Here is a 21,688-nt window from a genome sequence, read left to right as displayed (position 1 = left end):
GCAATAAATGTTAGTTTTCCTTCCATAATTATGCACTTTTGTCTAATCTCATTTAAATTTCGGAGAGTAGGCCACCAGAACTTATTAGTAGTATGAATACGGAGTTTTCACAGTACGATAAATTTTTTGAATTAACTCCAGCACTGGTATGTATAGCTGGGTTTGATGGCTACTTGAAAAAGATAAACCCCGCAGTTCAGCGTGTTTTGGGATATTCCTATGAGGAATTGTACGCCAGTCCAATTCACGAATTTTTATACGAGGATGATAAAGAAATGACTGCAAGAGTAAGAACTGAATTGCTCAAGGATACGCCGCTGGTTAATTTCGAAAATAGATATGTCACTAAATCTGGAGTGATTGTATGGCTATCTTGGACGGCACAACCCATCGAGCAATCCAAGGTAATATTCGCTATCGCAAAGAATATCACACAGCAGAAAGAACTTGAGGCAGAGCGGAACACCTTATTAACCAACCTCACAGAAATAAACAAAGATCTGCGGCACATTGGTCATATGACATCGCATGATCTCAGGTCTCCGGTAAATAACCTCTTGTCCATTTATGAACTGATAGATTATTCGAAAATTTCGGATAGAGAGACCCTGGAGCTCCTAAAGTTGTTTAAAATCAGCTGCGAAAGTTTGAGACAGAAACTCAATGTTTATTCCAAAGAGCTACAGGAAAAAAAATCACTTTATGTTCCTATTGAAGAAATTGAGCTCAACAAAATAGTAAAAGACGTTTCCAAATCAATTAGTACGCTTATCAAAAACTCTGAAGCTAAAGTGATATCCGACTTTGAAGATTTGCCAAAAATCAAATCCAACGCTGCTTATCTAGAGAGTATTTTTCTCAATCTAATTACCAATTCCATCAAGTATAGTAAGCCAGGAACAAGTCCTGTGATCAGTATTGCGTCACGAGTTGTGGACAGTAAAGTTGAATTAACATTTACAGACAATGGCCTTGGTATCGATTTGGAAAAGGTGAAAGGAAAACTTTTTGGTTTTCAGCAGACTTTCCACAGTCATCGCGATAGTCGCGGCATTGGCCTTTATTTGGTTTACAACCACGTCCAAAGCTTGGGTGGAAGTATAGAAGTGGATAGCCAACTTGGCGAAGGCACCACATTTCGTATTACCTTAAATACGAAGGAATAGGTAGTTTAGAGAAAATATTTTTGATCTGCTCAAGATAAGGCAGGACAGCTATTCCAAAAAAAACAATTTGCTTGCTATGGACAAGCAAAACCACAAACAAGCATCCATGAAAAATCCAATATTTCTTGGTTTGATTTCTCTTTTTATCTTTTTCTCTTGTAATCAGAAAAGTGAAATTGGATCTGACATCAGTAAAGACTCAGAGCAAATTAAGGCTGGAAAAGTTCTTTTTGAGAACAATTGCAGCACCTGTCACAATTTTGAACAGAAAGGAATTGGGCCGAATTTAAGTGGTCTGAGTCATACAGTGGAGTCTTCCTGGATCAAAGATTTTATAAAAAACCCTGCTGCTGTCATCGAAACTAATGACCCGAGGGCGGTCCAACTTTTTGAAGATTATAAAATCTACATGCCAGCCTTTCCTTCTTTGGCTGAAAAGGATCTTGATGCTATCCTTTCCTATTTGCATACCTATGAGCATTTGCCTGATAGCTTACCTCAGATTGGCTTAGAAGACCCTATTCCTGATACTGTTCCCGATTCAGGAATCCGTGTTGAACTGGAGTTGTTTTCGCAGCTACCAGCCTCCGACGCGGAGCATCCCATGGCAAAAATGACCAAAATGGACGTAGCTCCAGGAACAGATAGAGTATTCATCAACGACCAGCGAGTAGGTCTCTATGAACTCATAGGTAAGAAGCCAAACTTGTACTTACCTATTACAGATTTAAAGCCAGAACTAGTCAGCAAACCGGGCTGGGCAACTGGCATGGCCAGTTTTACTTTTCACCCTGAATTCACCAAAAATGGTCTTTTCTACACTGCTCACACAGAGCCCGGCGGCACGCAGCTATCTGATTATGGCTATTCTGATACCATTCGGGTCTTCATGCAATGGATCGTGACAGAGTGGAAAGCTGATGATCCCAAGGCAGCAGTTTTTGCTGGAAGCAATAGAGAATTAGTCAGAATAGATATTCCTTCGCAGGCCCACGGGATGCAAGAGTTGGCCTTTAATCCTAGCGCTAAGTCTGGAGATGAGGATTATGGCTTGCTTTTCATTGGCTTCGGAGATGGAGGACTTACTGAAAAGCGAGCAGCCTACCTATCGGACAACAAAGGCACCAAAGTCTATAGCAGTATTCTGAGAATAGACCCTAAAGGCAATAATAGCCCTAATGGAAAATATGGAATACCTCCTACTAATCCCTATGCTACTGTTGCTGGAAAAGCTGGGGAAGTGTATGCTTATGGTTTTCGTAATCCCAACAGAATATTTTGGGACAATAAAGGAAACATGTTTGCCACCGACATAGGTCAGCATAGCGTAGAGGAACTGAATAAAATAGAGAAGGGTAAGTTCTACGGTTGGCCGATCAGAGAAGGGCGATTTATCATGAACCCATTCGGTAAGTTTAGAGAGATCTTTCCGCTTCAGGAAGACGACGAAAAATTTGGGGTGACTTACCCCATCATCCAATTAGATCATGATGAGCTGGCAGCAATATTCGCTGGTTATATCATGCCATCTGGCCCACTTCAGGGTAAATTTATCTTTGGAGATATCCTCTCAGGCAGATTGTTTTTTGCTGACTTAGATGATTTAGAAAATTCAGGAGTACAGACTTGGGGAGTAATTTATGAAGGCAAAGAGATCAGCCTTCTTGAACTCTGTGGAGGAAAACGTGTGGATCTGAAGTTTGGTCAGGATGCCAGTGGTCAGGTATATATAATGAGCAAAACGGAGGGGAAAATATTCAAATTATCGATGAATTGAGCTAATGAAATTGGTTTACCAATAATTTCAACCTGACAATTTTCTGAATTATTTAGCCACCTCCTTTCACACTTAGCAAAGAGGATCATATTCCTCTTATTACAAATTACTAGTTTTCAATGACTTGCATTAGACAAGTTATTATTTCAGAAATCTGAAAAAAAAATCAACATTTTTTTGGTGTTAACATTTTTTTGCCTAAAATTGGTCAACCAATTATTGGTCAACCAATTTAAACCCATGGAAACCTTAAGTAATTTTAAAGAAATAAAGCTTGATCATCCTGTAGATATAATAATTAGTCAAATAAGAGACTTGATTATCACGGGCGAGCTTAATGCCGGAGATAAATTACCACCCGAGCGCAAACTTTCCGAAAAATTCGGAATCAGTAGGACTTACGTAAGAGATGCTATAAAAAAGCTAGAGTTCTATGGCATTGTAAAAACTCATCCGCAAAGTGGGACTATCATAGCAGGGCTGGGAGTCACTGCTCTAGAAGGTTTGATCACTGATGTACTGAAAATGGAAGGAAGTGACTTTCATTCTTTGATCGAAACTAGGCTTATTCTAGAATCTCAAACGGTAAAACTTGCAGCTAAGCGTCGAACAGAAGAAGATATAGTAGCACTCCAAGAAGCACTGAACTTATATGAAGCCAAGGTGAAATCTGGCGAACAAGCCATAGATGAAGATTTACTTTTTCACATAAAAATCGCTGAAGCTAGCAAAAACAATGTACTGAAGTCATTGATGCTAGTAGTCACTCCAGACATTCTAAACCATTTCACTAAGCACAATGTGTGTGGAGGAGGAAAGCCATTTGGGGCACTGCAAGAGCACAAGGAAATACTTGCACACATTATTGAGCAAGACGGCGCTTTAGCTGAAAAAGCAATGAATAACCACTTATCAGATATCATAAATAAAAAATGAACTGCCTATGATAAAAAAAAATGGTGGACATAATCCACCAAATTTCACATCAGGTATATTAAGTACTACTGTCTAAAGATTGTCGAGGTCCCTAACCGTAGTCCACCTTAAGTGTAGCCAAATTTACAAATAAATCGCTACCATAAAACCTCTTAATATACCTGTCCTTCTATTAAGAATCTTTCAATACCCAAAAACAAAACCCAAAAATGAGACAACCATTACCCAATAAAGTTTGGAATGGGCAGGTGATTTATTTACGAATACTATCATTATGTATTTGCCTATTTCTCGGCAATACCGCTCAAGTTCTGGCCTTTCAAAATGAATCGGCTAAACTAATTACCGGTCAAATTATTGATGACCAAGGTCTTAATGTCCCAGGAGTAAATATCCTGGTAAAAGGAAGTACCACCGCTACTGTTTCCGATATTGACGGGAAATACCGTATATCTGCTAGCTCTTCAGACACCTTAGTTTTTTCATTTATAGGCTATACCACTCAAGAGGTAGCAGTGGGATCCCAAAGTATATTGGACATTACACTGTCTGAAGATTTAAAGCAGCTAGATGAAGTAATCGTAGTCGGATATGGTACCCAAAAGAAGTCCCATATGACAGGGGCAGTCTCCAAACTGCAGAACGAAAACTTTGGAGATATTCCTATTCTACAAGCTGATCAACTTTTGCAAGGCAAAATAGCTGGTGTACAGATTCAGAATACTACCTCAGAAGCAGGTGTCTCTCCATCCATCCGAATCAGAGGGAATGCCTCCATCGGCGCAAGTAACGAGCCTTTGGTAGTAGTAGATGGCTATCCTACTTCAGATGGACTTTCTTTTATCAATCCAAATGATATCGAATCCATCGAAGTCTTGAAAGATGCTGCTTCTGCTGCGATATATGGATCCAGAGGTGCAAATGGTGTCATCATCGTAACTACCAAAAGCGGAGTTGTAGACAAGCCTGCATTTAATTTCCAAATGTACGCAGGGGTAAAAAACCCTTATAAAGTACATGACATGCTTACCTCCACAGAATATGTAGAGATGCTTTGGGAAGAAGAAGCTCTAGGTGCACCGGGTCCTACCGCACATGAGCAGGCAGCTTGGTCTCTTGGAGATAATGCCGACTGGCAACAAGAAGGTCTACAGCAAGGAATGATCAGCAGTTATCAATTAGGTGTTTCGGGTGGTAAAAAAGACATTACCTACCTGATCTCCGGAGGGTACAATGACGAAAAAGGCATGCTTGTAAATAATGATTTTCAGCGCTTTAACCTTCGCATGAAAATGGACGCTAAACTTAATAATGTTGTAAAAGTTGGGGTGAATATCAATCCATCTTTCACTAAAAACGTCCTTCCAGCTTCCAATTTCACTGATTATTTCCGTACTCCATCTTTCATGCCTGTGAGGCATACTGAAGAAACTTCAGCTATAACTGGAATTCCAGTAGGTGATTGGGCACATGGCAGACATTTCAATAACCTTACTTACAACTATACTTTACCGGATGGAACTGCAGTTTCTGAAGTAGCTAGGCCTTGGAATACTTCCAATAATAACCCGCTGTTTATCAGCGATAACGATGAGCGAACCAAAAAGCTCTATAGATTAATGGGATCTACCTACATTCAAATAAATCTAGGCAAAAACCTGTTTTTCAAAGCTTCACAAGGCGCTTATATTACGAGCACTACCCAAGAAGAATATAGAAACGAAGGAACAAACAGAGCAGGTGATGCCAACAGAGGGCTTTATGAGAATAGATTGCGAATAGATCTATTATCAGAAAATATCCTGAACTATTCCAAAACACTTGGAGATCATCAATTTTCTGCTTTAGCGGGTTTCACGGCTCAAAAAGTAACAAACGACTATAGTAGCATAGTGGGTACTAATTTCCCTACTGACTACATCCCTACGTTGAATGGTGCTACTGTAATTAGTTTAGAAGACACTTATACGCTTAAAGACGAAAGCTTGCTATTGTCTTATTTAGGTAGAGTTACTTACTCCTATAAAAACAAGTATCTGTTCTCAGCCAGCGCAAGAGCTGATGGTAGTTCAGTATTTGGTCCAGAAAATAGATGGGGATGGTTCCCGTCTGTATCTGCAGGTTGGGTATTGACAGAGGAAGACTTCCTGAACAACTCTTCCTTCCTAGATATGCTGAAGCTTCGTGGTAGCTACGGTGTCACTGGCAATAATGACATCGAAAACTACGCTTCTGTCAATAGACTTTATCCTAACAACTACAGTTTCGGTGCTGGCACAGGTTCACTTACAGCTGGACTTGCTCAGTCTGGAGCTACTCTGGCAAATAAAGCAATCACATGGGAAAGAACCTTCTCTTACAACTTTGGTGTAGACCTGGCATTCCTAAGCAATAGATTTAGTCTGACTGCAGAAGTATACAAATCTGTCACTGATCAGTTGCTTTTGAAGCAGCCTACTCTTGCTTTCACCGGCTATTCTGAATTCTGGAATAACATCGGTAAGATTCAAAACAACGGTTTCGAACTAGAACTTCGTCTGAATAATATCACCCAGAAAAATTTTACCTGGCAGACTTCGATCAATTTCGCAACTGTGAAAAATGAATTGATCCAATTCTCTGGTGAAGATAGACTATTGAGTTATGGTGAGCGTAACGAAGTATACTTGGCGCAAGTAGGACAACCATATATCCAATTCTATGGATACAAAACAATTGGTGTTTGGAATACTCAGGAAGAAATAGATGCAAATGCATCAAACAGTCTTGACAGACCAGGTGGACTTAGATTAATGGATGTCAATGAAGATGGAGTGATTGACGACGAGGATAGAACAGTACTTGGCAATCCATTCCCGGATTTCACTTGGGGTATCACCAATAATTTCAATATCGGCAACTTCGATCTGAGCTTTTTGATTCAAGGTGTTCAAGGTGTAGATGTATTTAATGGAGATGGTCACTACAACGAATCCAAGAGAATGAACAAAGCCTATGTGGAAAACAGATGGCTTTCTCCAGAGCATCCTGGTGATGGCATGACTCCTTATAGCACAAACGGTATCGGATGGCAATTCACTGACTATATGATTGAGGATGGATCTTATGTCTCTGTACGGGACATTATCCTTGGCTATACTTTGCCTAAATCTCTGACTGACAAAATCAAACTAACAAGTTTGAGAGTGTATGGATCAGCTCAGAACGCACTGTATTTTACTTCTAAAAATTACAGAGGCATTAATCCTGAAGCCAGATCTACTAGCGGTGCTTATGAATCACCACTTGTCAGTGGGTACCAGCGAGGTGCATTCCCTGTGCCAAGAGCATTTGTATTCGGTGTAAATGTTGCCTTTTAATCCTACCAAAAATGAAAAAATTCAATAAACATATAGCAGCATTCCTTATCTCACTTGGACTGCTTACCAGTTGCGATCTATCCTTAGATCTACAGCCAATCTCCGAAATCGGTGAAGGCTCATTTTACCAAACTGACTCTGATTTTGTAACTGCCATGGTGGCTTGTTACAATGGCTTACAGGCTCCTTTGGCAAATGAATGGGCATTGACAGAATTACGTTCTGACAACTCCAGACTTCACAATTCACAAACATCAAGTAATATCTATATCCCTCTTAGAGAACTTGATTTGATGACGTTCACCTCAGAGCATTTGTATATCTACAATTACTGGTCTGACACCTACCAGAACATTTCCAGAATAAATACAATCTTAGATAAACTGGAAAATGTGCAAGACCCCGCTTTGAAAGATCTACTTCAGGCTGAAGCTTCTTTCCTGAGAGCCTACCATTACTTCAATTTGGTGAGACTATTCGGTGAAGTGTTTTTAGTGGATACGCGTATCAGTGCACAGCAAGCCACGGAAATGCAGGTGGCTAGTACAGAGGAAATATTCCAATTTATTTTGGATGACCTTGCTATAGCGACCGCCAATCTCCCAGGATCCTATCCTGAGTCATACAATGGTAGAGCCACATCTTGGGCGGCAAAAGCATTGCTAGGCAAAGTATATCGTAACCTTAACAGATATCCAGAAGCCGAACTTGTTTTAGCTGACGTTGTCAACAACAGTCCTAACATTCTGCTGCCAGGTAATTCCGGCTATAGCAATGTATTCGCGACAGACAATGAGATGAACGCTGAGATCCTTTTCGCAGTGCGTTACAAAGCTGGTGGACTGGGTATAGGCGGACCATTTGCCAATTACTTTGCTCCACAAAACAGTGGATCTTATGTTATCAATGGAGATGGAAATCACTTCAATCGCCCATCTGATGATCTAATCAGCCAATTCTCAGAGAATGACCTTAGAATGAATAGTAGTCTACAACTCGGCTACACTGGTGCAGAGGGTGCATTTGTGCCGGATCCTTATGTATCCAAATTCTACTCAGATGTCGCTATCAGTCAAGATGCTGAAAACGATTTTCCAATTATTCGATTTGCAGACGTACTTCTTTTATATGCCGAAGCATTGAATGAAAACGGTAAAACTTCTATGGCATTGGAATATCTAAATAGAATTCGTGAGCGCGCTGGCCTTGAGACTTATGAGGCTTCGGATATCGCTTCCAGTGAGGATTTCACTACCAAATTACTTCTGGAAAGAAGATTGGAATTTGCCTTCGAAAATCAAAGATGGTACGACTTGGTTCATTTCAACCTGGTAGAACAGACTTTGGATACCCAGTTCGAAAACGAAGTATTCTACTCAGAATATACATTCGGGATCAGTCCTGTCCAATCAGACAAACTACTTCTTCCACTTCCGCAGCGTGAAGTAGACATATTTAATCAGTAATCCTGTGTAGATAGATTTGGTCGGTCTGGTTTACTGAGGGGTTCCCAGATCGGCCATTCTTACTTAAGAATATACTTAAGCTAGCGATAGCTATGCCTTTACCAAAATACCAATACACCCAAATCCTGCCTTTTCATTAATGAATCATTTCAAAAAGTACATTTTCATTTTCCTCTTCTTGATTGTAGCCAAAGCGGCTGCTCAGTCGGAGGTGAAAGAGTACCCGATTCCTTCGGAGGAAGACTTCTTTGCTAGTCTCCCTGATTCATTTGAAGATGCAGCTAAGATCAAGCAGGTGTATGCCAATGGAGATAAAATTGCTGCCTACGGCATGTTGAGTGCTTATTTCAAAGAAAAAGCTACCCAACGATTCTTTTTCAACTGGCATAATGTACCCCAGCGAATGAAGGAGTACAACGAAACTTATCCTTCTGCAGCAAAAAGTCACCTCAAAGATGCCCAAGATCACACAGGGGATTTCAATGCGGATACTCCCTGGAAATTACCTTTTGTAAACAAGGCGGGCGAACAAATGAACGCCTATGCCATAAGACATTTATTTCGTCAGCACAAAGCTGGTGACCTGGCTTTCAGCTACTTTCTTTCAGATCAAAAAGAATTCTTACCCTACTTTACTGCTCATGTAGCTAGCTTGATGGCTGCCTACCAAAACGGTCAAGTCGAGTTAATTTCAGATGGAAACGGAGCATATGAAGCTTTCCGAGGAGGTAATAGAATCGAAAATTGGGTGCTTGCACATCATTTATTTTTAGCGTCTGAAGATTATTTACCGCAGGATCAGATCAGGACCATGCGTAATTTTCTGCATACAGCAGAAGTACTTTATCAGACCAATCAAAACTTTAGCTACGGCAATCACCAAACCAAAGGAATGGTAGCCCTTGCTGTCATTGCAATGATGTATCCTGAGTTTGATCCAGGAAAAAAATACTACGATTTCGCCATAGCCAACCTAGGCGAACATTTAGAGAAAGAAGTGAATGCGGACGGGTTCCAGTTTGAGCGCTCATTCCACTACCATGTAGGTGACATTGACAATTATTTCAGAGTGTATAAATTGGCGCAAATCACCCAAAATGAGATCCCAGACTCCTGGGCGGCTCAGTTGAAAGGTATGTTTTCGGCAATGAAAAGCATTGCCCTTCCAAATAAAAATGCGCCTGTCATCCAGGATGATACCGATCAACCGATGGCAACCCAAAATCAAATGGATGAGATTATGGCTTTGGGTTATGCGCTCTTCCAAGAACCGGAATTCGGCTATTTCTCTGCCGAGCATCCTTCAGAGGAATATTATTGGCTTCTCGGTCAGAAAGACCTGGAACTTCTTTCCACAAGAAAATCAAAACAACCAAGCATGAAATCCACCGCCTTGGAGACGACGGGGTACTACGTGTTCCGAGAAGGCTGGAAGGAAAATGACCAATACATGCTGATCAGCACAGGCGTGTCTGAGCAGAAACCAGATCATCAGCATGGAGATGTACTTGGCTTTCAGCTATTCGCAAATGGTGAAATGCTTATGCCGAACTATCAGGTAAGATACCCTCTTCCTGAGTTTCAATTCTTCAAAAATTCCTGGGTGAAAAATGTCGTTTTGGTGGACTCCATTCCTCAAGGTCAGAATTGGACTGGGAATCAAGGGGGATCTGGCTTTGGCAAGTTCCAAACTTTACCAAAAGCCAGCGTCACACTGTGGGAGCCAAAAGGAGAAATTCAAGCTTTCCGAGCTTCTCATGACGGTTATGAGAATTTGAATGTGGATTATCACAGAACCATATACTACTTCCCTGGAGAATTCTGGTTTGTAAAGGATGAATTTACCGGCAAATCAGCGCATACCTATTATCAGAATTTTCAGGGAAACTACTCCCTTGAAGATGCTCCCACTATCGCCAGATCCAATCAGGCAGATGCTTCAGGAATAGACATAATTCAATTAGGAGGTCAGAGTCTAACCACACAAACTGCCGGAGATAAAGGGAAAAACAGAATTACATATCAATCGGAGTCCAACCTTTCTCACTCTTTCGCCACCATCATTCGGCCATACGAGAGGTATGAAGATCGCACTGCACTTCCTCTATCAAATGGAGAATTTCAGCTTGCGGACTGGCAGATTAACTTGACTCAACATACTGTGAAAAATAACAAATACAGTTCTGATTACATCTTTGTCAAGGAGGATTTGACATTCTTGATTGGGATGACTGAGATGACGTTAGGATCTCATACCTATACCTCCAGCCAGCCTGTGGATCTACTTCTAAAAAAAGTAGCTGACGGCATAGAAATCAAATCATTTAGCGACGAAGATGCGCTACTTACGACTAAGGATGAAGTGATTACAATCGAATCCCTTCAAACTTTAACACTAAACCCAACTAATGACTAAGCTAGTACAAACATTAAAACATTTTTATGGAATTGCATTGGTTTGCCTCCTTCCCATGGCATGCCAAAGTCAGCCAAATCATAAGATTGTAAAAAACATCGACGAGTACAATTCGACAATAAGTACGCTGAAAGCTGGTGATACACTTCTTCTGGCCAATGGTGTCTGGAAAGATGCGGAATTGATTTTCGAAGGAAAAGGAACTGCAGATTCGCTGATTGTATTGATGGCCGAAACTCCCGGAGAAGTATTTCTGGAAGGCAAATCAAATCTAAGCATCGCAGGAGAATACCTGGTGGTCAATGGATTGGTTTTCAGAAATGGCTTCACTCCGTCAGGTGAAGTGATCTCCTTCCGAACAGATTCTAAAAACCTTGCTTTTCATTCCAGAGTGACTGCCTGTGTCATCGACAATTTCAATAATCCTGATCGCAACGCCCAGGATTCCTGGGTGATGATGTATGGCCAAAATAACCGCTTCGATCATAATCATTTGGAAGGCAAGAGAAATCAAGGGGTAACCATGGCCGTTAGATTGAATTCTGAAGACAGCCAAACCAACCACCACAGTATCGATCATAATTACTTCGGTCCAAGGCCAGTTTTAGGTTCTAACGGTGGAGAAACTTTACGGGTAGGCACTAGCCAATACTCCCTGACCAATTCCAATACGGTCATTGAAAATAACTACTTCGACAACTGTAATGGTGAGACTGAAATCATCTCCATCAAATCTGGTGGGAATATCATTCGAGGCAATGTTTTCTTCGAGTCTAAAGGCTCTTTGACGCTGCGTCATGGCAATGGAAATACTGTTGAGGAAAATATTTTCCTGGGAAACGGTAAGCCTGAAACTGGCGGTATCCGTGTCATCAATGCGGATCACAAAATCATCAACAACTACCTACAAGGTCTCGATGGAGACAAGTTCCGCGCTGGAATTTCAATCATGAATGGGGTCCCAAATTCCTCAATCAATCGCTACCATCAAGTAAAAAATATAACTATTGCCAATAACACTTTTGTGAATGTGGCGCATATAGAATTGGCTGTAGGTAGTGACCAAGAAAGATCAGCGATTCCAGAGGGAAGTGTATTCAAAGACAACCTGATCTACAATGAGAAACAAGCAGATATTTTCAAAGCATACGATGACATCAGTGGAATCGCATTCTCTGACAACATTTCAAACATCAATTCTACGCTCATCGGAAATGGATTGAATGTCCAAAAACTAACACTTGAAAAAGCTGCAAACGGTCTGCAATACCCTGCCGGAATCAATGCAGGAGCGCCACATGATCTGAAGGTGATCGACAAATCAGATACAGGAGTTACCTGGTATCCAAAAGTTTCTAAGGAGATGGTCTTCAGCACAGGCGAGCAAATCCCTGTTTCTCCAGGATTGAACAGTATTTCGGATGCTTTGGCAAATGCAAAATCAGGAGATGTTTTGCTCTTGCAGGCGGGTAGCTACCAGCAAAACAAAGTGCTGGATGTACTTTTTCCTCTGACTGTTAAGTCAGATGGGGATGCAATAATCAGCTTCGAAGGCACTCATCTGTTTGAAATCTATGATGGAGGGGCTTTGAATCTGGAGGGAATAAATGTGTCTGGAGCAAATGCTGCCGATGCTGCAGGAAATGCAGTGATCCGCATCAATAGATCTGGCACCTTGAAAAACTACAAGTTGAAAGTAAGCAACAGTCAGTTTTCTGACATGACAGTCAATCACTCATTTAATTTCCTGGAAGCTTCTAAAGGAAGTTTTGCTGACACGGTTTCCATCAGCAACTCTAGCTTTGAGAACTTCACTGGCTCAATATTAACACTTGACAAGGAAACCGACGACCTCGGAAAATACAATGCAGAGTATGTGATTGTAGAGGGAAATCAGTTCAGCAACATCGGTGGAAAAGTTGCAGATGTGTATCGTGGCGGTACAGACGAAAGCACTTTTGGACCCTACGTTTTAGTCCACAATAATCAGGTCACAGAAGTAGGCAAAAACAGTCGCAATCTGGAAAAAGCTTCCTTCAACTTACTTGGTGCTCAGTGGGTGGATTTTTCCAACAATAAATTCTCCTCATCTGCTCCGATTCAAATCACCGAAACTGTAGGTACACCAGTGACTATACTTTCTGAAAATGAATTAGAGAAGACCGCTCCGATTAATCATGCAAAAAACTAAACCTAAAATGAGTCTTAAAAAATCTATTTTCTTGATTTTGATGCTCTTCAGCACGGTTTGTTTTGCGCAGCAATCCACACCATCTGGAGAAAGCAAGCTCTTGCTTACTTCCCAAGGAGTGGAAGATTATAGGCTCTTGGCAGAAAAAAATCCGGATGCGGTAAAGCAGGTGGAAGCGATGAAAGCCAAGGTTGAAGCAGAAATGGCCGAGCCACTGAATGTCCCTATTCCAAAAGATGCAGGTGGAGGCTTCACCCACGAGCAGCACAAAGCCAATCAGCTTTCAATATTCCAGTCAGGAGTACTCTATAAATTGACAGGAGAGGAAAAATATGCCGCTCACTCCAAAGCTTTGCTGAATGCCTATGCGAAAATGTACAAGACTCTGCCGCTGCATCCGGAGAAAAAGGAGCAAACGCCTGGCAAATTATTTTGGCAAAGCTTGAACGATGCTGTCTGGCTGGTGTATTCGGTACAAGGTTTTGATGCGATCAAGTCTTATTTGACTCCTGAAGAACGTGCCTATCTTAAGACAGAATTATTCGAGCCATATGTAAATTTCCTGGCCGTAGATGGAGAAGAAACTTTCAACAAAATCCACAATCACGGGACTTGGGCACTTGCTGCTGTAGGTATGACAGGCTACAGTCTAGAAGTAAATGAATGGGTGCAAATGTCTCTGAAAGGAACCGCTACTGATGGTTCAGGTGGTTTTATGGCTCAGTTGGATCAACTCTTTTCCCCAGATGGATACTACACCGAAGGCCCATATTATCAGCGATATGCATTGCTTCCATTTGTGGTTTTTGCGCAAGCTATCTCCAACAATAATCCAGATCTAGACATCTTCAAATACAGGGATTCAATCTTGATCAAAGCGATCTATACTGCCATTGATCTCACCTATGCTGGACATTTCTTCCCTATTAACGATGCATTAAAAGAGAAAAATCTACAGACTTCGGAGATGCTTTTCGGAGCGGATATCGCATACAGCATCACCAAGGATCCCATGCTCTTGTCCATTGCACAGTACCAGGAAGGTTTTGCGCCTATAGATGCGGGATTTGAAGTTGCCAATGCAATAGGTAAGGGGTTGACAAAACCCTTTGAATTCAAATCACTTCGGGTAAGAGATGGAAATCAGGGCGAAGAAGGCGGAATGGCGATTTTCAGATCAGAAACTCCATCCAATTCAGCTGCTTTGATCTATAAATATACGGCTCAAGGAATGGGGCACGGGCACTACGATAAGTTGACCTGGTTGTATTACGACAATGGTGAAGAGATCATACGTGACTACGGTGCAGCTCGCTTTTTGAATATAGAGGCGAAGTATGGCGGACATTATCTAGCGGAAAATAATACCTGGGCTAAGCAATCCATAGCACATAATACCATAGTGATGGATGAGAAAAGCCATTTTGATGGAGTTTACAAAGTTGCAAATGCGGCCTACCCTACCGAATTGATTTTCGACGTTTCTAATCCAAATTTCCAGGTCGCTAGCGCTGAAATAGCTGAAGTCTATGCTGGTGTGAAATTCATCCGGACGATGGTTTACCTACAGGATGAAGCTTTCGAATATCCAGTAGTACTTGACTTGTTTGAAATCGAATCGACCACTGCGCATCAGTACGATTTGCCTATACATTTCAACGGCCAGTTCATTTACCTAAATACTCCTTTACAAGCCCATACCGCTCAATTAAGTCCTTTGGGTAAAGAGAATGGTTATGAGCACTTGTGGAATTTAGCTGAGGGAAAAGCTCATGAAAGTTTAAGCCAATTCACTTGGCTTCTCAAAGACAGATTCTACACCTGGAGCACCAAAACCAGCAGCGATGATCAGTTGATCGTCACTGAGCTCGGTGCCAATGATCCGGATTTCAATCTAAGAAATGAACGTGCGCTTATCCTCAGAGCAAACAGTGAAGGCAATCATTATTTCCTATCTGCACTGGAAACTCACGGCTCTTTCGACTCGAAAAATGAAATCACGATGAATGCTTCCAACCAGATCACACGATTGGAGCTGATTATACGAGATGGAAAAAGAATCATCAGCGTCAGTACCAAGGATGCAGGCACCAAAGAATTTGAACTCAAAAAATAGAATAATAACCTAAAACATAGAAAACATGAAATTTCAAAGTGATGTATTTCAAGTCGAAGAAGAACTAGAATGGGAAGTGGTGGGTAATGGCGTGAAACGTCAAATCATGGGCCACGATGATCATATTTTGGTCGTGAAAGTAGCTTTTGAAAAAGGCAGTATCGGCCCCATCCACGATCATTTTCATAGTCAATCCACTTACGTGGAGTCAGGAGAGTTTGAAGTCTCAATCAATGGCGTTAAAAAAGTATTGAAAGGCGGAGATGGTTTTTATATCCCTCCTCACTCACCACATGGGGCTGTCTGCCTAGCTGCCGGGGTATTGATTGATGTGTTTAGCCCTATCAGAGAGGATTTCTTCACAGGAGAAAAATATAAGTAATGAAGAAGGTAAAAGGATTAAGATGGTTAGTGGTGAGCCTTGTTGCCTTGGCGACAGTCATCAATTACATCGATAGAAACGCACTGGCCGTCATGTGGCCAGGAATCGCCGAAGATCTCGATATGGGAAAGGAAGAATATGCCTTGATCCTGTCGTTCTTTATGGTAGCCTATGCTTTAGGTCAGACAGCCTTCGGAAAGATCTTTGATCAGATCGGAACACGCTTTGGATTCTTACTTTCCATCTCTATTTGGTCGATTTCTATTGCGCTTCACGCCGTAGCAAAGTCGGTTTTTTCCTTCGGGATTTTCAGATTTACACTAGGTTTCGGTGAGGCTGGTAACTGGCCGGGTGCGACAAAAGCGAATGCAGAATGGTTTCCTGTCAAGGAAAGAGCTTTGGCGCAGGGGATTTTCAACTCTGGTGCATCCTTAGGCGCGGTGATTTCGGCACCGATTATCGCTTGGCTCTATGTCACCATTGGCTGGCAATATACATTCATGTGCATAGCTGCATTAGGTCTGCTTTGGATCATTCCTTGGCTGATCGTGTACAAAGCTTCACCAGACAAGCATCCTTGGATCACTGAGGAAGAGCGAAATTTCATCATCAAAGGACAAAAGCCAGAACCTGAAGCAAACGAAGAGGTTCAGGAAGATTACGCTCCAAGTTTACGTGAGCTCTTGAAACTAAAGCAAAGCTGGGCAGTGATCTTGATGCGCTTTTTCATCGATCCAGTGTGGTGGCTATTCGTTTCTTGGCTTCCTATCTATTTAGCCGATCAATTTGGCTTTGATGTGAAGCAAATCGGACTATTCGCTTGGGTTCCTTATGTAGGTGCAGCTGTCGGAAGTTTGTTCGGTGGATGGCTAGTCGGAGTTTGGCTGCGCAAAGGCTGGACAGTAAACAAAGCCAGAAAAACTATCATTTACCTAGGATGCCTGATCATGATTCCTCCATTGATTTTGACTGCTTATGCAGCTACGCCTTTGATGGCTGTGTTGCTGATCGCAGTGATCCTTTTCGGCTTCCAAATCGCAATCGGGAATATTCAGACACTCCCTAGTGATTATTTCTCAGGCAAATCTGTGGGATCTTTAGCTGGAGTAAGTGGCTCTGCTGCGGTAATAGGTGTATTAATTACAACTTGGCTAGTACCGGTCATCACGACCACATCCTACGTGCCTTTCTTCATTTTAGGCGCATCTCTAGTACCCTTAGCATTGCTTTCTCTAGGATTGCTAGGTGGCAAAATCAAACCAGTAACTAACTCTAATTTCTAAATAATTTAAATTCAAATCATATGAACCTATCAGGAAAAGTAGCGATCGTAACAGGCGGTGGCAGAGACATTGGAAAAGAAGTATCACTAAAGTTGGCAGCTCTAGGTGCAAAAGTTGTAATCAACTATTTTGATAACGACGAGCAGGCTGAGGCGACTCTAGCTGAAGTGAAAGCAGCAGGCGGTGAGGCGATCCTAGTGCAGGGCGATATGACAGATGAGGCTGCAGTGGCTAATCTAGTCGCAGAAACTACAAAAGCATTCGGTGAAGAAGTTAACATTCTTGTCAATGTAGCGGGCGGACTAGTAGCAAGAAAAACTCTAGAAGAAATGGATCTAGATTTCTTCAGCTTCTTATTGAAACTGAACTTGACTTCTAACTTCCTAGTAACAAAAGCAGTTGTTCCTCACATGAAAAGCGGTGCGTCTATCGTGAACTTTGCTTCACAGGCAGGTCGTGACGGTGGTGGACCAGGTGCTTCAGCTTATTCCACGGCAAAAGGTGGCGTGATCACCTTCACTAGATCTATGGCTAAGGAACTAGGACCAAAAAATATCCGAGTGAATTCACTTTGTCCAGGTATGATCGCGACTACTTTCCACGACACTTTTACTAAAGACGAAGTACGTGAAAAAGTAGCTGGCAGCACTCCATTGAGAAGAGAAGGTAAAGCAAATGAAGTTGCTGATTTGGTCGCTTACTTAGCTTCTGATGAATCTTCTTTCCTTACCGGAACAAACATCGATATTAACGGAGGATTGCTATTCTCTTAAGTAGAGTCGATTCTTAGTTTAACAAAAAGACTGGCCTTCAAAAAGCCAGTCTTTTTTATTACCATTTTAAATGGACTATTTTCTTTGAATTCAGGACTGAGGTTAAACTTTGGCAATTCCCCCTTTAAAGGGGGCAAGGGGGATTTTCAAAAGTTTAAACCAAACTCAAATTAGATCTTGCTATTTAAACGGATACAAATTTTTCTTAATTCCACAATGAAATAGAAATTCAAAAATTCCGTATTTTTAATTGCTATGTTCGACTTTATCAATCTCCTATCCATTGATATCATATTTTTTGGAAAGCCTATAACTCGTGAGCTTTTAATCGCTAACCCTTGGCATTGTCTCAAAGAAACCCGCAAGATTGACTGCTTTTACAACTTCTTCGAAAATGGGACTTCCATCAAATCAGAGAATGGGGAAGAGTATGAATTAGATTGGATACTAACACCGGAAGGAGTTCTGGAATTCATAGATGACCTTGATCCTCCACTTCAATTTGAGGTTAAATGCCTGGGAAATCAGATGATCGTATTCAAATATCCAGGTGACTCCATGACTGGCCTAGTTTTATTCACCGAGGAAAAAGCCAAGGAAGTACTGATCCCGTTTTTAAATTAATTCCCAGTAAGATTCATCGTGGTTACATAGTAGTCCTTATCCACAACAATTTTGGTGTTCTTCTGAGGTACGCTTTCAGATTTCCATTGCTGAGTTGGCTTTAATTTCATTTCCTTACCATCCACATAGATTTCCACTGGCATATCGAAGCCATCTATTACATTTTCCCATCGATAAAATAACTCTCCTTCTTCTAGGTAATAGCTGAAAATAGGAATTCGAATATCCCTTAAGTACTGATCAAAAACAGGGCTTAGATCGATTCCAGCTTTTTGTGAGATGTAATTCTCAATTTGGCGTGTAGTGACTGTTTTATGGTAAAACTCAGAATTAAGACCTCTCAAGATTGACCTCCATTTCTCATCATCATTCACAATCTGGCGGATCATATGCAGCATATTGTGACCTTTATTATACATGTCGCCAGAACCTTCCTGATTTACGCCATATGTACCAATTATAGGGATGTCATTTTTGATGCCTTTTCTCAGACCCAAGGTATAGGCTGATCCTGCTTCTTCCCCATAGAAATAATCTAAAAATAGATTCTCCGAATACGAAGTGAATCCTTCATGTACCCACATATCAGCGATATCTCGATAGGTAATATTATTGGCAAACCACTCATGCCCTGACTCGTGGATGATGATAAAATCAAACTTCAATCCCCAACCTGTTCCGCTTAGATCTCTTCCCAAATATCCATTTTCATAGTTATTGCCATAGGTCACTGAACTCTGATGCTCCATGCCCAAATAAGGCGTTTCTACCAATTTATAACTGTCTTCATAGAAAGGATAAGGTCCAAACCAATACTCAAATGCTTCCATCATCCGAAGAGCATCTTTAAACTGCTTCTTGGCTTTCTTTAGGTTCTCTCGCAGCACATAATAATCCATGTCCAGCTCACCTTTTTCGCCTTTGTACTTATCTCCGAAATGGACATAATCGCCCACGTTGATATTGATACCGTAGTTATTAATTGGGTTTTTCACTTCCCAATGGTAGGTCTTGGTGTTAGCAGTTTTATCATGATCCGTTTTGATCAACCGCCCATTGGAAACATCCATCAGATTCTCCGGCACAGTCACACTCATCACCACCCCTTGATCGGGTTCATCATAGCTATGGTCCTTATTTGGCCACCAGATGCTAGCCCCAAGCCCCTGATTGGAATTTGCGATAAAAGGCAAGCCTTTACTATCTTTCTCCCAGGTCAAACCTCCATCCCATGGCGGGCGAACCGCTTCAACTGGAGTTCCTGAAAAAGTAAGTATGAGTTCTTTGTCTTCACCCAAAGGCTGATCAGATTTCATGGTAATAAAGTGTGCGTTTCCCTCATGCTCAATTTCTAATGATATTCCATCTTGCTCAGCTTTGGTAAGCTCCATAGGTGCTTGCAAGTCAATTTGCATACGTTTTCCTTCTTCCAGCACCTTGTATCGCACAGTATTTTTACCAGAAAGTGACTTGGTTTCAGGATGTACTGCTACTTCCAAATGATAATATTGCAAATCCCACCAGGCTCGCTCAGGAGTGATGGTGCCGCGAAGGGTATCCTGTCTGGTAAATTCCTCTCCGTGAGGAAACATCTGTGCTTGAGCACTAAGACAAAGAAGTAGGGAAAAACAAAGGAGTAGTAATCTCATATTGAAGTCAAAATTTGGGATTTGAATCCACAAGATACTTGGAAGGATTTATTGAAAAGTGATACATTTCCACGAAAGGACTTTATTTTAGTGAAAAGAGGCGATCGTTAATCATGATTCTCAATTTGGTAGCCAAACCTAATCTCTTTGCTCAAGTGGTCAGAAGACCGATGACGGATGCCCGATGCGGACCTTATCGAGAGTTTTTAGCTTTATTCCCATTGCTTTGGCTTTTATGAATATTTGGTGAAAACCATAAAAACCTCAAATATGAATTACAATAACAAAACCTTTCGTCCAGTCAGCAATACTGAAAATGGAGAGACTTCTGCAGAAACTATTTTCCATTATCAGCAAAACGGCAACATACTGACTTGCGAATATTCTGGAGGGAAAATCGTCCAAGGTCATCTGATCGGATTGGTAGATGAAGCGGGAAATATCAACATGAGATATCACCAAGTCAATTCGCTTGGAGAACTGATGACTGGCATCTGCCAATCCAAACCTGAAATCTTAGAAAACGGTAAAATCCGCCTTCACGAAACATGGGAATGGACCTCTGGTGATCGGTCTAGCGGGGAAAGTGTTATTGAGGAGATTTGATTTTTATGTTTGATGTCGGATGTCGGGTGTCCGATGTTGCGAAATCGCTAATCGAAGCAATACTGAAATTGGTTTATCGTATATTAGAATGTTTTAAATCAAATGGTTATGAAAAAGGATAAATTGAAATCGGATATATTTTCCATGATCGCTGATGTGGAAAGTGAAGAATGGCTAGAGGAAATCAAAACTTTTTTAGCCAATAAAGCTGCCTATCAAGAAAGGTTAGTATTTGCTGCACAGGCAGGAGAAAACGATATCATAAACGGAAGATTGATGAGTCTAGAGGAAATAAAATCACGACTATATGATAAAATGAAAAAGCGATCAGATGATGTAAGTAATGGAAATTTTATTTCTCATGAAGACTTAGAAAAAGAGTCAAAAAATTGGTAGGTGGGTTGTTATTTTATCATCTAAAAAGAATTGCTAGATCAAGCTAATTTTAATGAAGTACTTCGCAACATATGAAATTCCAAAGCACAAATTATTACCCTTAATTGGAGAAGAAGTGAAAAATGGAATTACAGGAAGTACTACTTATTTTATAAAGGATTTTGTGTCTGTTGAATCAATTGAATTACTAAAAGACTCTAAAGGAATTTTTCAAATTTTCTGGGAGTGTTAGCTAAACTCTGTCCTTCCCTTCCCTTGGGGTACCCCAAGGGAAGGGAACTAATTTATTAATTTATATCCAACTTTAGCCTTCCTTCAAACTTAATGGCTAATTGTTGGACAGTCAAGCCCCAATTGTGTAAAGGGGAACTCCATTTTTTCTCGATCCTTCTTGTCGCCAGATAGACGAGTTTCAACAATGCCATATCACTGGTAAATGCGCCTTTGGTTTTGGTGACCTTTCTAACCTGCCTGTGATACCCTTCGACTGCATTAGTGGTATAGATCATCTTGCGGATGCTTTTGGTATAAGCAAAATAGGCGCTAAG

The 21,688-nt window shown here is 41.1% G+C and carries 17 protein-coding genes; 15 read left to right on the top strand and 2 right to left on the bottom strand.

Annotated features, from left to right (window positions below):
• Positions 1 to 92 precede the first annotated feature (92 nt).
• From LV85_RS14340 to LV85_RS14285, 12 genes are all read left to right on the top strand, one after another.
• Positions 93 to 1,166, top strand: coding sequence for a sensor histidine kinase (locus LV85_RS14340; protein ID WP_111320607.1), 1,074 nt, complete (start codon positions 93 to 95; stop codon positions 1,164 to 1,166).
• A 106-nt stretch (positions 1,167 to 1,272) separates the two neighbouring features.
• Entirely contained in the window at positions 1,273 to 2,943 is a 1,671-nt protein-coding gene (locus tag LV85_RS14335; protein ID WP_111320825.1) for a PQQ-dependent sugar dehydrogenase, read from the top strand.
• Positions 2,944 to 3,183: 240 nt separating this feature from the next.
• Entirely contained in the window at positions 3,184 to 3,879 is a 696-nt protein-coding gene (locus LV85_RS14330) for a FadR/GntR family transcriptional regulator (protein WP_111320605.1), read from the top strand.
• A gap of 209 nt (positions 3,880 to 4,088) precedes the next feature.
• Positions 4,089 to 7,238, top strand: coding sequence for a SusC/RagA family TonB-linked outer membrane protein (locus tag LV85_RS14325; protein ID WP_111320603.1), 3,150 nt, complete (start codon positions 4,089 to 4,091; stop codon positions 7,236 to 7,238).
• 11 nt (positions 7,239 to 7,249) lie between these two features.
• Complete coding sequence (locus LV85_RS14320; RefSeq protein ID WP_111320601.1) at positions 7,250 to 8,704, top strand: RagB/SusD family nutrient uptake outer membrane protein; 1,455 nt, start codon at positions 7,250 to 7,252, stop codon at positions 8,702 to 8,704.
• 139 nt (positions 8,705 to 8,843) lie between these two features.
• Entirely contained in the window at positions 8,844 to 11,120 is a 2,277-nt protein-coding gene (locus LV85_RS14315) for a heparinase II/III family protein (RefSeq protein ID WP_111320599.1), read from the top strand.
• Entirely contained in the window at positions 11,113 to 13,311 is a 2,199-nt protein-coding gene (locus LV85_RS14310; RefSeq protein WP_111320597.1) for a polysaccharide lyase 6 family protein, read from the top strand. The genes LV85_RS14315 and LV85_RS14310 overlap by 8 nt, the downstream gene beginning before the upstream one ends.
• 7 nt (positions 13,312 to 13,318) lie before the next feature.
• Positions 13,319 to 15,427 (top strand): alginate lyase family protein, encoded by a 2,109-nt coding sequence (locus tag LV85_RS14305; RefSeq protein WP_111320823.1) that lies wholly within the window; start codon positions 13,319 to 13,321, stop codon positions 15,425 to 15,427.
• A gap of 25 nt (positions 15,428 to 15,452) precedes the next feature.
• Positions 15,453 to 15,809 (top strand): cupin domain-containing protein, encoded by a 357-nt coding sequence (locus tag LV85_RS14300; protein ID WP_111320595.1) that lies wholly within the window; start codon positions 15,453 to 15,455, stop codon positions 15,807 to 15,809.
• Positions 15,809 to 17,092 (top strand): MFS transporter, encoded by a 1,284-nt coding sequence (locus tag LV85_RS14295; protein ID WP_111320593.1) that lies wholly within the window; start codon positions 15,809 to 15,811, stop codon positions 17,090 to 17,092. Before LV85_RS14300 ends, LV85_RS14295 begins: the two co-directional genes overlap by 1 nt.
• 20 nt (positions 17,093 to 17,112) lie before the next feature.
• Positions 17,113 to 17,865: an SDR family NAD(P)-dependent oxidoreductase gene (locus LV85_RS14290; protein ID WP_111320591.1), complete on the top strand. Its 753-nt coding sequence runs from the start codon at positions 17,113 to 17,115 to the stop codon at positions 17,863 to 17,865.
• A 255-nt stretch (positions 17,866 to 18,120) separates the two neighbouring features.
• Positions 18,121 to 18,489: a hypothetical protein gene (locus tag LV85_RS14285; RefSeq protein ID WP_111320589.1), complete on the top strand. Its 369-nt coding sequence runs from the start codon at positions 18,121 to 18,123 to the stop codon at positions 18,487 to 18,489.
• Here the strand turns inward: LV85_RS14285 and LV85_RS14280 are convergent.
• Positions 18,486 to 20,138, bottom strand: coding sequence for a M1 family metallopeptidase (locus LV85_RS14280; protein WP_111320821.1), 1,653 nt, complete (start codon positions 20,136 to 20,138; stop codon positions 18,486 to 18,488). The two genes, LV85_RS14285 and LV85_RS14280, sit on opposite strands and share 4 nt — an antisense overlap.
• 270 nt (positions 20,139 to 20,408) lie before the next feature.
• On the opposite strand from LV85_RS14280, the gene LV85_RS14275 reads away from it, so the two are divergent.
• From LV85_RS14275 to LV85_RS22250, 3 genes are all read left to right on the top strand, one after another.
• Positions 20,409 to 20,744, top strand: coding sequence for a n-acetylglutamate synthase (locus LV85_RS14275; RefSeq protein WP_111320587.1), 336 nt, complete (start codon positions 20,409 to 20,411; stop codon positions 20,742 to 20,744).
• Positions 20,745 to 20,852: 108 nt separating this feature from the next.
• The gene (locus LV85_RS14270) at positions 20,853 to 21,140 is read left to right on the top strand and encodes a hypothetical protein (protein ID WP_111320585.1); all 288 of its coding nucleotides are present in this window, start codon (positions 20,853 to 20,855) and stop codon (positions 21,138 to 21,140) included.
• Between the two features lie 52 nt (positions 21,141 to 21,192).
• Positions 21,193 to 21,372 carry a hypothetical protein gene (locus LV85_RS22250; protein ID WP_111320583.1) on the top strand — a complete coding sequence of 60 codons (180 nt, stop codon included), beginning with the start codon at positions 21,193 to 21,195 and terminating at the stop codon, positions 21,370 to 21,372.
• Positions 21,373 to 21,427: 55 nt separating this feature from the next.
• Here LV85_RS22250 and LV85_RS14260 read toward each other — a convergent pair.
• Positions 21,428 to 21,688, bottom strand: a 261-nt coding sequence (locus LV85_RS14260; RefSeq protein ID WP_146260479.1) for a transposase, incomplete at its 5' end; no start/stop codon positions are given.

The sequence above is a fragment of the Algoriphagus chordae genome (assembly GCF_003254055.1).
Classification (GTDB): domain Bacteria; phylum Bacteroidota; class Bacteroidia; order Cytophagales; family Cyclobacteriaceae; genus Algoriphagus; species Algoriphagus chordae.
The sequence above is the reverse complement of the archived record's forward strand: the minus strand, read 5'-3'. Positions and strand labels throughout refer to the sequence as shown.